Source organism: Paraburkholderia sp. BL17N1, from assembly GCF_003634175.1.
GTDB lineage: Bacteria > Pseudomonadota > Gammaproteobacteria > Burkholderiales > Burkholderiaceae > Paraburkholderia.
In genome coordinates, this window is record NZ_RBIW01000002.1 from 2868572 (window position 1) to 2883192 (window position 14621).

At 60.2% G+C, this 14621-nt stretch carries 9 protein-coding genes; 4 read left to right on the top strand and 5 right to left on the bottom strand.

Translation table 11 applies throughout. The features are described 5' to 3' along the window. Positions 1 to 4: 4 nt before the first annotated feature. The 3 genes from B0G82_RS32785 to B0G82_RS32795 all read left to right on the top strand — a co-directional run bounded on the left by B0G82_RS32785 (position 5) and on the right by B0G82_RS32795 (position 2021). Entirely contained in the window at positions 5 to 955 is a 951-nt protein-coding gene (locus B0G82_RS32785; RefSeq protein ID WP_121310312.1) for a DmsC/YnfH family molybdoenzyme membrane anchor subunit, read from the top strand. A gap of 268 nt (positions 956 to 1223) precedes the next feature. Further along, positions 1224 to 1673 (top strand): MarR family transcriptional regulator, encoded by a 450-nt coding sequence (locus B0G82_RS32790; protein WP_106280746.1) that lies wholly within the window; start codon positions 1224 to 1226, stop codon positions 1671 to 1673. A gap of 39 nt (positions 1674 to 1712) precedes the next feature. Then, complete coding sequence (locus B0G82_RS32795; RefSeq protein ID WP_121310313.1) at positions 1713 to 2021, top strand: hypothetical protein; 309 nt, start codon at positions 1713 to 1715, stop codon at positions 2019 to 2021. Positions 2022 to 2404: 383 nt separating this feature from the next. On the opposite strand, the gene B0G82_RS32800 is transcribed toward B0G82_RS32795, so the two are convergent. Further along, positions 2405 to 4360 carry a phosphatase PAP2 family protein gene (locus B0G82_RS32800; RefSeq protein ID WP_199730196.1) on the bottom strand — a complete coding sequence of 652 codons (1956 nt, stop codon included), beginning with the start codon at positions 4358 to 4360 and terminating at the stop codon, positions 2405 to 2407. Between the two features lie 886 nt (positions 4361 to 5246). Then, positions 5247 to 6200, bottom strand: coding sequence for an IS5 family transposase (locus tag B0G82_RS32805; RefSeq protein WP_116149560.1), 954 nt, complete (start codon positions 6198 to 6200; stop codon positions 5247 to 5249). Between the two features lie 324 nt (positions 6201 to 6524). Here B0G82_RS32805 and B0G82_RS32810 point away from each other — a divergent pair, with 324 nt between their 5' ends. After that, the gene (locus B0G82_RS32810; RefSeq protein ID WP_347237573.1) at positions 6525 to 7454 is read left to right on the top strand and encodes a diguanylate cyclase; all 930 of its coding nucleotides are present in this window, start codon (positions 6525 to 6527) and stop codon (positions 7452 to 7454) included. An 82-nt stretch (positions 7455 to 7536) separates the two neighbouring features. Here B0G82_RS32810 and B0G82_RS32815 read toward each other — a convergent pair whose 3' ends face one another. The 3 genes from B0G82_RS32815 to B0G82_RS32825 form a co-directional block, all read right to left on the bottom strand. Continuing rightward, on the bottom strand, positions 7537 to 9408 hold the full coding sequence (locus B0G82_RS32815) for a thiamine pyrophosphate-binding protein (RefSeq protein ID WP_347237574.1): 1872 nt from the start codon (positions 9406 to 9408) through the stop codon (positions 7537 to 7539). Positions 9409 to 9719: 311 nt separating this feature from the next. Next, entirely contained in the window at positions 9720 to 11606 is a 1887-nt protein-coding gene (locus B0G82_RS32820; RefSeq protein WP_277872809.1) for a methyl-accepting chemotaxis protein, read from the bottom strand. Positions 11607 to 11925: 319 nt separating this feature from the next. Next, entirely contained in the window at positions 11926 to 14511 is a 2586-nt protein-coding gene (locus tag B0G82_RS32825; RefSeq protein WP_121310316.1) for an adenosylcobalamin-dependent ribonucleoside-diphosphate reductase, read from the bottom strand. Between the last annotated feature and the right edge of the window lie 110 nt (positions 14512 to 14621).

Here is a 14621-nt window from a genome sequence, read left to right on the forward strand (position 1 = left end):
CACGATGAATCCCGCATTCTCCGTGGTTTTTCTCACCACTTTGAGCGGCGCGGCGCAGGGTCTGCTGATCGCGCTCGTCGGTGTGGAAACTGCCGCGCATCTGGGCCTGCTCGCTTCGCCCTCCGGTGCGTTCTATATCACCGGCGCGGGCGTGTCGGTGGTGTTGGGCGGACTCGGGCTGATCGCGTCGTTCTTCCATCTCGGTCATCCCGAACGCGCATGGCGCGCGATCGCCATGTGGCGCACGTCGTGGTTGTCGCGTGAATGTCTGTGCCTGCCGGCGTTTCTCGCCTGCGCGTTTTTATATGGCGTCGCGCATTGGTTCGCCTCGCCGTGGTCGCTCGCGATCGGCTGGCTCGGCGTGCTGGCGAGCGCCGTGCTGTTCGTCTGCACGGCCATGATCTATGCGTGCCTGCGCTTTCTGCAGGAGTGGGCCACGCCGCTCACGCTGGTGAATTTCGCGCTGCTCGGTTGCGCGTCAGGCTTTACGCTGGCGACGGCCTTGAGCGCGTGGTTCGCGCCTGAGTGGACCGCTGGACTCGCTGTGTGCGCATGTGTGCTGACGCTCGCCGGTTGCGCGAGCCGCTCGGCGTCGCTCATGCGCAATGCGCGCTTGCGGCCGAAGTCGACCGTGCAGAGCGCCACCGGCATTCACAATCCCAAGCTGGTGCAGGTGTCGCGCGGTTTTACCGCCGGTGCGTTCAATCTGCGCGAGTTCTTTCACGGCAAATCCGTGGGCACGCTGCGCAATGTCAAATGGGGTTTTCTCGCAACGGCTTTTGTCGCGCCGGTTTTATTGATGGCGTTAGGCGCGAGCCTGCATTCGATTGGCGTTTCGCTCGGCTTGCTGGCCGCGGCGTGTCTTGTGCAATACGCGGGGCTGGTGGCGGAGCGGTGGTTTTTCTTTGCAGAGGCGAAGCATCCGCAGAATCTTTACTACGCGAGGGTAGGCTAAGAGAGGCGCGCTCTAACATATCAAGTGGACATAACGAACGCGGCCGCCAGGAATGGCGGCCGTGTCGTTTCTCTGTGCATTCGCACATAAGATGAAACTACGAGCGCATTAAAACCAATTGCTACAGGGGAGCAATTCAGAACAAGTTGAAATTGAGGGCGTTCATAAGGGGAAATTTTCACCAGCCTCGGAGGCACACCGTGCAGTCCGTATTTGCATTTAGACAGTTTAACTTGCAAGTTTAATTGTCTTGGTTTACGCTTCGCGCATGACCCGTGTCCCTGAATCCACTCCGCCGCTGGAAAACGTCGTCTCCGATCTGGCGCTGGCTGTCGGCCAGCTTCTGCGCCGGCTGCGCATCGCCAGCCCCGGCGACCTGAACCTGTCGCAGTCCAGCGTGCTCGCGCGGTTGGAGCGTGAAGGCCCGATGACCACCGCGGCTCTCTCGCGCGCCGAATCGATGAAGCCTCAGTCCATGAAAACCATCCTCGCAAGCCTCGAAGAAGAGGCCTGCGTTGAGCGGGAACCGCATCCCACGGACGGCCGCCAGATTCTCTTCGCCATCACGCGCAAAGGGCTGAACGAACGCAAGCGGCGCACGGCGGCCAAACGCGAATGGCTGCTGGCGACGCTCGAACAGTTTGATCCGCAGGACGTCGCGACGCTCGCTGCTGCCATTCCGCTGATCAGGCGACTCGGCGATTCCACGCTTCCCTAGCCATTCTCGCTTCTCCCGCTTCCTTCGAAAGGACGAACCATGAGCTTCGTTGTAGCCTTCTTCGCGGGTGCCTTCCTGTGCAACGCGATGCCGCATCTGACCGCTGGTCTGCGCGGCGAAACGTTCCCGTCTCCGTTTTCGGAGCCCCATGGCAAGGGGCCATCGTCGCCGCTCGTCAACTTCCTGTGGGGCTTGCTGAATACACTGATCGGCCTGGTGCTGCTGATTCACCACCCGTTCACACCCGGCTTCAACATCGATAGCGTGGCGCTGCTCGTCGGCGTGCTGGTCATGGGTGTGTTCGCATCGCTTCATTTCGGCCGCGTGCGTCGTGAAGGTCTGTTTTGAGCGCGACGCAATAGGCTCGGCACTTTCCGCTGGTCTGGAAGATCACCACCGCCGCCGTATTCGGTTCGCCGCTCGCGCAGCCCTACTGTCGGCAGCCGATGACATGTCAGGCGGCCAGCATGAAGTAGATTCTTTTACCGACAGAGACCGGGCCCATGAACGGCCGGACATGTTCGATGTGTGAGCGGCCGTTGGCGAGCCCGAAACAGTCGTGCGGAACCAGCGTTCCGCCGTGCCCGACCCGGAAGACCGGGCCGAAAAGTTCTAGCCGATAGCGGCGTTGTTTCCCCGCCTTTTTTGCACCATACAACGGAGAAACAAGAGGATCGTCCGCAAGGACGTGAGCGACATGCACAGCGGCCGCTCACGGACCAGCACCTCAGTTAGGAATCGAGATGGACCTGAACGCCAGTCGATGTATAGACAGGCGTGACGGTGAAGCCGTCAACAGCAATAGTCGAAAACTTCACGTTCGAACCATTGCCGCTGATCAGGTTGATCGTATCGCCGACCTTAGGTGTGAAGCCGTTGACGAACTTCACATGCAGCGTTCCCCCAACAACCGTAGTCTGAGCGCCCACCTTCATCGAGCCTTGCCCATTCGCGCCGATATCGAGTTCCAGCGTCGTATTCGCAAGTTGCGTGTATTTGCCGACCACGGATACGACACCAGGCGCATGGATGACCACGGTGCCCGCGCCAAGGTAGACGTCCCCGGTGCCGAACGCGGTCGTCGAGTCCGCTTCGAGCGTACCGCCGCTGACCTGTGAGCCGCCGGAGAAGGTGTTGGCGCCAGCCAGCTTGAGCGTTCCGCTGCCCTGCACGGTCAGCTTGCCGGCCCCTGAGATCGGATTGCGCCACGTATCGGCTGCATTGAAGCCGCCCTGGGTGGCGTCCATGGACACGATGACGTTGCCGTTGAATGCGCCGTAGCCATCCGCCGCTGCGAACATGTTCAAACGCCCCCAGCCTTCCGCATCGTCCATGACCGGATAGCCGGACGGGAGCTCGGTCGTCTTCAGCACGACCCGGCGCTGATCTGCGCTGAGATAGGGGAAACGAGTTTCAAGTAGCGTTTCCGCACCCTTCGGAACGACCGGCGCGGCATCGGTCGCCTCGATCTGCGAAAAGCCAAATGTCATGCGACGCAAGTAATTGGACTGATTGGTCGCGTAGTCGGCAAAGCGGTCCGTTGAGATTGTGCCCGAATGCGCGAAGGTATAGAGCGCGGCGCTCGTCGTGTTCGTCTGGGACATCAATGCACTTTGGGCCTGCGCATATGCCGAGGTTTTCAAGGACGCATTTGCCGGGTTGTAGAGGTTGGCCGCCACTACGGCCAGGCCCTGCATGCGGCCACCGATTACGTCGAGTGGCGAATGCATGCCCGCGATGATTCGATTTTCTCCTAATTCCATTGCGCGGCTCATCATTTCCTGGAAGCGCTGCGGAACTACGTAAGCCATGGCCATCGAGTCACGCATTGCTTCGGCGGTATGGCCGCTAATGAAGCCACCGTCTGTCGCGGGCGTGGCGCTTTCGGCCGGTACCAACGTGGGATCGACTACCACGGAACTGCTCCACCGGAACGGTCTGGCGTATTTATAAAAGCGCTTGGCGGGTTCCGTCGAACCGTTGGTGCTCATGGCATTGACAAAGTCGACCACGGTGCCGAATGTCGTGTTGGTCGGACGGCCAACGCCTGTGTTGTTGCCTGCGTCGCTGTACAGCGTCGTGGTAGCGTTGGCCGGGATGGAGGTGATCGTCGTGGTTTGCTGCGTGCTCCCTAGCCATGCGCTGGTCAATGGCCCCAAGCCGTCGGTCACGCTGTATCCCTTGTTGCGGCGGTCGTCGAAATAAGCCGCATCGGCCTGCGCCTGTGTGCGGGAGACTGTTTCGTTGACGACGAACTGCGTGTTCTGGCCCAACACGGCGGCATTGAGGACCGTGCCGCAAGGCGTGCCCGAGTTAACGAGGCCTGAGCACGTCGAAGCGACCACGGCCGGGAATCCATCGACGGCCGGTGCCGACGCGCCCGCGTCGACAATCATGGTCGACGGCTGCCACAGGTCGAGGAAACGAGCGACAACGCGTACGCCGGCATTTGTATCGAGTGTCGCGAAGTGGGCATCGTTTCGCTGGTTGGAGGCGGCATTGTCGACGAATGCAGGTACAGGAGGGATGGACGCACTGTCCACAAAGCCTGGATCTGCCGGCGGGGCGGGCACGACGGCCGCATTACTTTGGACGTCATCACCGCTCCCGCAGGCACTCAGCGTCAGCAGGGTGCATAGGGCAATGAAACTGGATAGCGGGCGGGGGCGGGGGAATCGAAACAACATAGGCTTCCTGAGTCGGTGGCAAAAGAGTCAATGGGGACGGATCTTGGGCGATCTAAGTGAAGCCCCGATGACATTCAGAAAGGTTTGATGTTTTCAGAACGCGCAAAAGCATGGATTGCGGTTGCGGTTATCTGGAATCGTTGTGTGTTCTCTCCGTTCAAGCGAAGCCCTGGCGCAGGGATCTTCAAAGCGATATAGCTTTGGAGCAGGTGTTATCCAAGACGTGGAAAATCCAAAATGGACATACAACAGCGGCCATTCGCCAGATCCTGGCGAGTGACTCCTGAAGGTCGGGCTGCGCCAGTCCGCTCTTCAAACTCTTCACTGGAAAAGCGGCCAGAGGATCATCGGGGTCACGCCGCGTGCTCACCCGCGCTAACTCGCTGGCTTAGCGATGCGACCGACCCGGCGCAATGCTCCACATTGATTCTTGTCTACGACGGGAGTCGCTGGGGCCGATTTCAGGACATTGATGATTCGGGGTTTTACGCTCTCCCACGAGCGTCAGATGTTTGGAAAGGGAAGTCAAATCTCCGTATTCCCGCTGTGCGACAATTATGTCCCGTGGCGCAAAACTGTCAGTAATTGAGACCGCTGCAAAATGGAGCCCTCAGATTGGTCCAAGGAGCCAAGCCAGGTGATCGACGAGAATGCCATATGCGTTGCCATGATAGCGCTCGATGAAAGCCGGGAACTCATCGTCACTGCGTGCAACGATCGATTCTTTCAGTTAAGGAAGGTCTGCACAACCCGCTTTTTGAAGCGTTATCTTTCACATCCTGCGCGGCCTCGGCGTTCAGATTTTTGTCGGTGAGTTGATTGCCGGAGTTTTTTCCGCGCACCGGAGCGCTCCAACCAGATATATGGCCTTCATTGGCCCGGTGTTTCAAGCTTTGCGCAAAGCTCTACGTGCCATCCATAGATTGCCCAAAGCAAACAGCGTGGTGATCTGGGCGGTGTTCTTCATCAAACCACGATAGCGGGTCTTCATGTAACCGAACTGCCGTTTGAGGATGCGAAACGGGTGTTCGACCTTGGCCCGGATACCCGCCTTCAGGCGTTCGATCTGATCGTATATCGCGTCCAGCGAATCACTCAGATCCAGTTTCCTTCGCTTTGCCGGTCGCATTGCAACATGCCAACGAACCGCGTCAGCCTCACATCGCTTTTCGATACCCAGATATCCGGCGTCCGCGTACACATCCGTTTCTTCACCATGCAGCAACGCCTGGGCTACCGTGATGTCGTGAACATTGGCCGCCGTTCCAATGACCGTATGGACCAGGCCCGAGTCGGCGTCCACGCCGATATGCATTTTCATCCCGAAGTACCAGTTACCACCTTTCTGCGTCGATTGCATTTCAGGATCGCGCGTGCCGGAGCCATTCTTTGTCGAACTGGGCGCGGCAATCAGGGTGGCGTCGACTGCCGAACCAGCCTTGAGCATCAGGCCTTTCTCCGTCAGGATTTCATTGACCAGCGCCAGCATTTGCACCGCCAGTCCGTGCGTTTCCAGCAGATGGCGGAACCGAAGAATCGTGCTTTCATCCGGCAAGCGAACCATCCCGCCGTCGAGACCCGCGAACTCGCGATACAGCGGCACGTCATAGAGTGCCTCTTCCATAGCAGGGTCTGACAAACCGAACCATTGCTGCATGAAATGAATCTGCAGCATCGTCGCAATCGGGAACGGCGGCCGACCGGTTTTGCCCGTGGGATAGTGCGGCTCGATCAGCGCAATCAGCTTCAACCAAGGCACAACGCGTCGCATCTCATCGAGAAATTCCCGCTTGCGCGTGCGCTTCGTTGACAGATCCAGACCAAGACCAAGTTGCGTCATCACACTGCTCCTCACCCAATTAGCTCTGTTTCCCAGGATAGCTCAGCAGCAACACAATGCCAGGACTTCTGCAGACCTTCCTTAACGGGGAGAGCGGACGCGGGTCTGCAAATTTTCCCCGTTGCATTCGATGCACTGCTTGCAAGTTCCGCGCCGCGCGGGTTCCGCAAGAAACTGCTCGCGTGTTTTGCGTCCGGGCGGCCGCCGCAGCCCGAGCAACCTCACGACTTTCGCGAGGGTAGCCAATGGTGGCGCTTTTCGCTTAAACCGATCAGGCACGGCGACGGCTCCAGCGCGCGCGAGGTGCTCGTTACCGGTTTCGACATGACTGCGAAGACCGATCGGCCGCAGGAGCCGGAAGTTGATGCTTCGCGTTATCGTGCTTTGGTCGATCTGGCTTACGACGCTATTGTCACGATGGACGAACAGCACAACATCACACTATTTAATCGCGCGGCTGAGAATCTTTTTGGTTTTTCGTCTGCCGAGGTGCTTGGCAGGCCAGTCGTAACTCTCTTGCCCGAAAGGTTTCGCGCGCACCACCCACGGAAGGTTCAGCAGTTCGCGGACTCGTACCAGCCCATGCAGCGGCAGGCGACCCCGCCGCGTATGGATCAAAGCAACAGTGTGTACGGGCAGCATCGCGACGGATCGATAATACCGGTCGAAATCGCAGTCTCCAAGATCGAAAGGAACGGCGCGACCGAATTCATGGCGGTCGTCCGGGACATCAGCGATCGCGCCCGGCTAATGGCGCTGCTAAAAGCGCAGGCTAAGACCGACGTGCTAACGGGTCTGCCGAATCGCCGTGAATTTCTGGAGTTCGTGGAGAGAGTACTTGCTACGAGCGATGGTTTATCAGTGTTCATTCTTGACGTTGATTTTTTTAAGGAGATCAACGATCGCCGTGGACACGATGCCGGTGATGAGGTCTTACGCGTGCTCGCCAAGGTCGGAACGTCAATGGCGGATGGGCCGGGTTTATTCGCCCGCTGGGGAGGTGAGGAGTTTGTCGCGGCCTTGCCTGGTGCGGATACACATCTTGCCTATGCGCTCGCGAATGAACTGCGGCGGCGCTACGAACGGCAGGATTTCGAGCACGCGTGGCATTCTGAGCCGATTCCATTTACCGTCAGCATCGGCGTGGGCACTCGTGAAGCCGGCGAGGTCGATGTTGACGCGTTAATGAAGCGTGCGGACCGTGCGCTCTATCGGGCAAAGCAATCCGGCCGTAATCGCGTCGAGATTGGATAGACGCCTGCATGTAGCGGCAGTGATGCGGCAGCAACTCAGGAGTATCGTCTCCGAGATCCAGTTCTTCAGGGTTTGCCGGCAGTCAAGCTTGTACGTGCCGAACGACAGCGGCGTGACCGCGTAGTGAGGCCGTACGTGCGGATTCAGTCGGTGAGGCACTGAGCGCGCTTTCCGCGTAGTACCGGTTCGGAGCGGGAAAAACCCCGGTCATCACTTCAATCAGGAACGGACCGTTACGTTGGGACGCCTCGCTCAGCGCATCAGCCAGACCCTGAAGGCGCTCGACCCTGCGCGCGGCGACACCGAGCGAAGCCGCAAACGCCGCCCAATTATGGCTCGGCAGCCTGGTGAACCGCTCCGGAATGGAGCCTTTGCTGATCGCATCGATGTGGACTGCGCCATGCGCCGAATTATTCAACACGATGTAAAGCATCTTGACGTCGTATCGGGCTGCGGTCTGGATCTCCATGCCGTGCATCAGCATGCATCCGTCTCCAGTCACTACGACGCATGGTTGTTCTGGGGCCGCAAGCTTGATGCCGATCCCGGCGGCGATTGCCCAACCCATCGGCGCGAGCGAACTGGAGGAAAAGTAGTTGCCGATGCCCGACGAAAGCCAGTAATGAGCCATGAATATCCGGTGGGCGCCGGAATCAACCACGACGTTTGCGTCCTTCGGCATTAGTCGGCACAGTTGCTTGACGACGTCTCCTGTATAGAGCGATTCATCGCCATCCATGTCCCACGCGCCGGGTTGTTCGAATTTATCGTCGTACAGAGGGGTCTGGTTCACTTCGGCGGTCCATGCTTTTCTTCGTTCCAGAACGGTGTGAAAGTCGGCGCCCCAGTCAGCGAACATCTTTGAAAGCAGGCGGAATGTGGCACGAATCCCGGAGAACACGCGACCGCGCGCGACATGCCCCATGGCGGGCGCATCAAAGCTGTCGTCGAAGATGATCAACTCTTTCCCGGCAGGCAGCTTCTCTGTCCAGTTCATGCTGTCGCGCTGGTTCAGGTCGCTGCCGAATACGACGAGAACATCGAGTTCGTCCGAGTTGATGACGCGAACGGCCCGCGAGTGGCCCGCGAATCCGTACACGCCGAGCGAAAGGACATGATCTTCAGGAAACGCGCCTTTCCCCGATAGCGTAGTTGCAACAGGAATGCAAAATTTCTCGGCCACGTCGAGTAAGGCCTTTGCAGTTTCCGGGTCATTGCCGCGACTGCCGATCAGAAACGCGACTCGCTTCGATGTGAGCAAATACTGGTCGCATAAGGCATGCAATGCTGCATGGTTTGCGGGGACCCCGGATGCATTGAACTCGCCATGGTCGTAAGGTTGTCGCGATACTTCCTGACCGGGCAGAGCTTCCTGCTGCTGAACGTCGACAGGAATGCTGACGAAAGACTGCGCTCGGCGCATCCAGTTGAGCCCATCCATCGCGCGCCGCATTTCGGCTTGAAGATTGTCCTTGTTCTTCAGCTCGACCACATTTTCCACCAGACTCTTTACGACGCCGCTTTCGAAAATGCCGCTCAGCGTAGCGTCCTGGAACGCGCCTTTGCCTTCCGCTCGCGACGAGACACCGCCGGCAATGTAGAGCATAGGAATCCGGTCTGCATGGGCGGCCGCCATGCCGGGCACGAAATTCATGGTGCCTGGTCCGGAGATGCAAACGCAGACACCGAACTTCCGGCTGGCCCGCGCATAACCGTCAGCCATGAAAGCACTGCTGGTCTCATGTGCGCAAACGATTCCGCGGATCGACGGCGACTTGTCGATTGCATCCAGCAGGGGATAAATCATCTTCCCCGGCACCAGGAATACGTGGTCGATTTTCGCGGCTTCCAACGACTTCACGACCGATTTCGATACGTTTAGTGGGGCGCGTGATTCCATATTCTTGAGTACGATCCGAGCAGAAACCTTTAATCGGATCTCACTATCCCTCATCCGGTCACCGCGTGTGGCCTCGAAGAAGCAACGCGATCAAGCCGGACACAACCGGCATCTGGAGACAGCGAGACGGCTTGAACGCGCTGCACAGCGGCTGCAGTCGCGTCTCGTGCTGTTTCATCGAGCCCGCTTGCAGCGGCCCCGTGTCTCCATCCGTGAGTACTCTTCCTGTGCTGCAACGTCGCTCGCGTGCATTGCCTCAATGACAAAGCCGGAGCGACCAGACGTTATTCACGCTATCGCGCGCGTGAGTCCAGTGCTGCGGTGTGTTCAGCCACCGCTTGTCGTGCAACCATGCGCTGACCTGTTCAGAATGTCTGCCAGTCGGGAGCCTGGGCGGTGTTGGTCGCGACTTCGGTGCTGCCGCCGGCTGCAAGGCGTGGCGCCGCCGCGGGTTTCGTCAATCTCGCGGGGGATGACGTATGAATCTTCGACGGCGCGCGCTGTGTTTCCTTCGAGGGCGCATTCGCTGGTGACACAGAGACTTGCCTATCGTCGACCTTGAAGAAGGCGACCGCTGCGCGCAAGTCCTTCGCCTGCTGTGCCATCGCCTGGGCTGCCGCCGAAGCTTCTTCCACCAGCGCGGCATTCTGCTGGGTAACCTGGTCCATCTGGTTGACCGCCTGGTTGACCTGTTCGATGCCGGTGCTCTGTTCTTGCGACGCCGATGAGATTTCGCCGACGATGTCGGTGACGCGTTTCACGGATGCGACGATCTCGTTGATCGTGCCGCCCGCCTGTTCGACAAGGGTCGAGCCCACCTCGAACCGGCTGACCGAATCGGCAATCAAGTCCTTGATTTCCTTTGCCGCGCTGGCACTGCGCTGCGCGAGCGCGCGGACTTCTCCGGCCACGACTGCAAATCCACGTCCCTGTTCGCCGGCACGAGCCGCCTCGACCGCTGCGTTGAGCGCAAGGATATTGGTCTGGAATGCAATACCCTCGATCACGCCGATGATCTCGGACATTTTGGCCGAACTGCCGGAGATCTCGCGCATCGTATCGACCACCCGCCCGACGACCTCGCCGCCTTGCTGCGCGATGCCGGAGGCGGTGCCGGCGAGCGTTGCCGCCTGCTTCGCGTTGTCCGTGTTGTGACGGACTGCGGCGGTCAGTTCTTCGATGCTCGAAGCGGTTTCTTCGAGCGATGCTGCCTGCTCCTCGGTGCGGCTCGACAGATCCAGGTTCCCCTGCGCAATCTGCGCGCTCGCCGTGGCCACCCCTTCGGCGCTTTCGCGGACCTCCGCCACGACGCGCGATAGCGCGTCACGCATCGCCTTCAGCGATGCCATCAGGCTGTTCATGTCGCCGCGCCGTAGATCGATGCTTACGCTGAGATCGCCGGCTGCCACGCTTTTTGCCAGGTTGGCGGCTGTCGCCGGCTCGCCTCCCAACTGCCGTGTCAAACTGCGCGCCATCCAGACGCCGATTCCCGCACCGATCAACATCGACAACGCCACCAGAACCAGCATCAGATTGCGGCCTTCCTCGTACACCTGATCGTTGGATCCGGCCGTCGTTTGTGCATCGGCCTGTTTCACATCGACGAGCGTGCCCATCAGGACTAGCGTCTTGAATCCCTTCTCGTGGTATTCGCCCAACAGATAGGAAGTCAGCGCAGCTTGATCCTGCAGCCCCGCAGCGCTGATCCGGCCTTTCATTTCATTGAAAGCCTCTATGTAGTCGTGCCAGCTTTGATCGAGCTCGGCAAACGTGGCTTTGCCTTTCTCGGTATAGACGAGGGGTTCGGCTTGATTGAGGTGTTCGCGCGCCGAGGTCAAAGCTTTTTCGGCCTGAGCAATAGAGGCAGTCCGCTGCTCGGCCGTGGCGGCCAGAATGGCGTTGCGTAGATATGTGCCGGCTCGCAGCACATCGGCGTTCGCTTGCTGGATCCGGTTAAGCCCCACGAGATCCAATCGATAGCTCATATCCGCGTTCGCGTTAATCTGGCCCATGCTGCGAACACCGATCACGCTGACGATAGCGCTGATCACCGATACCAGGATGAAGGCGCTGATCAGTTTGGTGCCCAGTTTCATATTGCCAATATTCATAGCTAGCTTCGTCGACGTGAAAGAAACCTGAACAGGTGAAGATCGTCCGGCCGTCCTTCCCCCCAGGGTGAGGTGGGTGGGCAGCGTGTGCGACATGTGGTTCATGTAGGCAGTTAACGGCAGCATGAATTTATTCTTCATACAAATTCACGTTTACGCGTAAATTTTCTTTCCGCCGGCCTTCAAGTTAACTTTTTGTAATGTTTCGGGGCGAAGCGAGGCGCGACGGCCGTGCGTCTGGACGCGGGCTATCGAGTGGCGTGTCGTCCAGCATGGGCGGCAACGGTGATACCGGGGTGAGATGGAAGCCGATTTAAAAGCGCCCGCCTGCGTAGCAGGCGGGCGCGGGACGGACATTCGCTTGAACATTGCACAAAATGCAATATTTCATTTTATGCGGTCGATATTTCATTTTATGGTGCGCCCCACAGTTCTCAGCGGACAGCACCTCGCGCCGTCTCTACCCGCACGCACCCACCTCGCCACACGCGGTGCAAAAGTCACACCCATCCTTGCGAATCACCGCATTCGCCCCGCACGACCCGCACTTGCGCCCGAGCATCGTATGCAGGCCTTGCGCGCCGCCGGGCTGCGTCAACGCTAGAGCGTCGGCATCAGTCTCAACAGGATGCGGACGAATGCCGAAATCCGCCGGCAATGCCGTCTCAGCCCGCATTTGTCCGCGCGGCAAACGCGCCAGCATGCGCGAGGGCACCTGGTTACCTTCGGCATCGAGAAAGCCGCGCCGATGCAGAATCTGCTGGATCGCGAAGGCGAGCGCGGCCACTTCCGAATCGTGCCAGCGTGGCGCGCGATGTCCGTCGAGGCGCTGCACGTCGCCGAGCCGCACTTGCCCGCGATCCCACGAAACCTTCCGCATGTCCTGCAGATTGCGTGCGACAAAACCACCGCGCGCCGCCAGCGACAGCGAACGCATCGTCGCCGTGATCCATTGCTGCGATTCGTCGCGCTGACCCGTCGGAATGAAGAACTCGATAGGCCGTTCGATGGTGACGTCTTCACCACCCAGCCGCCCGGTGACTTCGATAAACGACACTGCCACGTAAAGCGACTTCTTGCCCGCCTGCGTCAGATATTCGACCTTCTCGATGATCGCGGGCAATTCGCCCTTGGGCCGATGATCGATCGCGATACGCAGCGGATCGAGATCGCTCTCGGTCAGCGTGTCGTCGGCTTGCGGCGGGCTCACGCTCAGAACCGCGCCGAGCGTTTCGTTCGGACGATAGGTGGCGAGACCCTTGAGGCCGTTTTTCCACGCATCGAAGTAGAGGCTTTCGAACGCTTCGAACGGATAGTCGGCGGGCACGTTCACCGTCTTCGAGATCGACGTGTCCACATACGGCTGCACGGCCGCCATCATGTCGAGATGGTCGCGTGCGGACATCTCCAGCGCGCTGACGAAATAATCCGGCAGCTTGTTCGTGTCGCCGCCTAGCTCGCGATAAAGCCGATACGCGTAGTCTTCGACATCGAAGGATTCGCGCCCGCCGTCGGCCATCACCTTCATGCGCGTGTAGGTCCACGAGAAGGCCGGCTCGATGCCGTTCGATGCGTTGTCCGCGAAGGCGAGGCTCACCGTGCCGGTCGGCGCGATGGAGAGCAGATGGCTGTTGCGAATGCCATCGCGACGGATGGCCTCTTTGATGTCGTCAGGCAAGCGCGAGGCGAACGTGCCGGCTTCCAGATAACGCGCCGCATCGAAAAGCGGAAACGCGCCGCGCTCGCGCGCCAGGTCCACGGACGCGCGATACGCCTCGTCACGCATCACTTGCGCGATGCGCACGGCGAAGTCGCGGCCTTCCTGCGAGTTGTAGCGCAAGCCGAGCATGACGAGCGTATCGCCGAGGCCGGTAAAGCCCACGCCGATGCGCCGCTTGGCGCGCGACTCGTCGTATTGCTGCTGCAGCGGCCACAGCGTGACGTCGAGCACGTTGTCCAGAAAGCGCACCTGCGTGCGCGTGCGTCGGGCGAGGCCGTCCCAGTCGAACGAAGGCTTGCGGCCTTTCATCTGCGCGAACGGATCGATCACGAAGCGCGTGAGGTTCAGCGGCCCGAGATTGCAGCAGCCGTACGCCGGCAGTGGTTGCTCGCCGCACGGATTGGTAGCGCGGATGGTTTCGACGGCGCGCAGATTGTTGTCATCGTTCATGCGCGAGATGAACACGATGCCGGGTTCCGCGACGTCGTAAGTGGAGCGCATGATGCGATCCCAGATCGCGCGCGCCGGGCGTTCGCTGTAGACCCACAGGCCGTCTTCGCGTTGCCGCACGTCGTCGGCCGCGCGCTGGGCGGGCGAGGGTTCGGCGCGATGCACGAGTTGCCAGGGCTGGTCTTCCTCGACGGCGCGCATGAACTCATCGGTCACGCCGACCGAGACGTTGAAGTTGTTCCAGCGCCCTTTCGAATGCTTGGCCTCGATGAACTCCAGCAGGTCGGGGTGGTCGCAGTCGAGCACGGCCATTTGCGCGCCGCGCCGCGAACCGGCGCTCTCGACGGTGCGGCACGACGCATCGAACACGTCCATATAGCTGCACGGACCGGACGCCGACGAACTGGTGGTGTGAACGCGCGCGCCTTTCGGACGGATCGCCGAGAAGTTGTAGCCCACTCCGCCGCCGCGGCGCATGGTTTCGGCCGCTTGCAGCAAGGCGACGTAAATGCCGGGCAGGCCTTGTTCGTCGACGCCCTGAATTGCGTCGCCCACGGGTTGCACGAAGCAATTGATCAGCGTGGCCGCAATGCCGGTGCCCGCCGCGCTCATGATGCGGCCGGCGCCGAGCGCGCCGTGTCGCAGGTTGTCGACGAACAGCGCCTCGACCGATTCGCGCAGCGCTTGCGGTTCGGCCTCGGCGACGCCGCGCGCGACCCGCTTGAATACGTCGTCGGCGGATTGCTCGTCGCCTTTCGCGTACTTTTCAAGCAGGACGTCCAGGGAGAATTGTTGCGGTGCGACGAGCGGAGCGGGAGGCGCGGGGGGCGCGGGTGGTGCGATTGGCGTGCGGGTTTCCGGCGTGTCTTCGGCCATGGTATGCCCTCAATCGGCGCCGCACGGGGCACGGCGCGGTAGGTGGAGTGCGGGTCGCGCTAGCGCCGCGCGTGGAGCGGGCAGGTGACTTGACGCAACGACGTCCACCT

Bases quoted from the DNA above. Each gene is read 5' to 3' on its own strand.
- B0G82_RS32785 (WP_121310312.1), top strand. From the start codon at position 5: ATGAATCCCGCATTCTCCGTGGTTTTTCTCACCACTTTGAGCGGCGCG.
- B0G82_RS32790 (WP_106280746.1), top strand. From the start codon at position 1,224: ATGACCCGTGTCCCTGAATCCACTCCGCCGCTGGAAAACGTCGTCTCC.
- B0G82_RS32795 (WP_121310313.1), top strand. From the start codon at position 1,713: ATGAGCTTCGTTGTAGCCTTCTTCGCGGGTGCCTTCCTGTGCAACGCG.
- B0G82_RS32800 (WP_199730196.1), bottom strand. From the start codon at position 4,360: ATGTTGTTTCGATTCCCCCGCCCCCGCCCGCTATCCAGTTTCATTGCC.
- B0G82_RS32805 (WP_116149560.1), bottom strand. From the start codon at position 6,200: ATGACGCAACTTGGTCTTGGTCTGGATCTGTCAACGAAGCGCACGCGC.
- B0G82_RS32810 (WP_347237573.1), top strand. From the start codon at position 6,525: ATGACTGCGAAGACCGATCGGCCGCAGGAGCCGGAAGTTGATGCTTCG.
- B0G82_RS32815 (WP_347237574.1), bottom strand. From the start codon at position 9,408: ATGAGGGATAGTGAGATCCGATTAAAGGTTTCTGCTCGGATCGTACTC.
- B0G82_RS32820 (WP_277872809.1), bottom strand. From the start codon at position 11,606: ATGAAGAATAAATTCATGCTGCCGTTAACTGCCTACATGAACCACATG.
- B0G82_RS32825 (WP_121310316.1), bottom strand. From the start codon at position 14,511: ATGGCCGAAGACACGCCGGAAACCCGCACGCCAATCGCACCACCCGCG.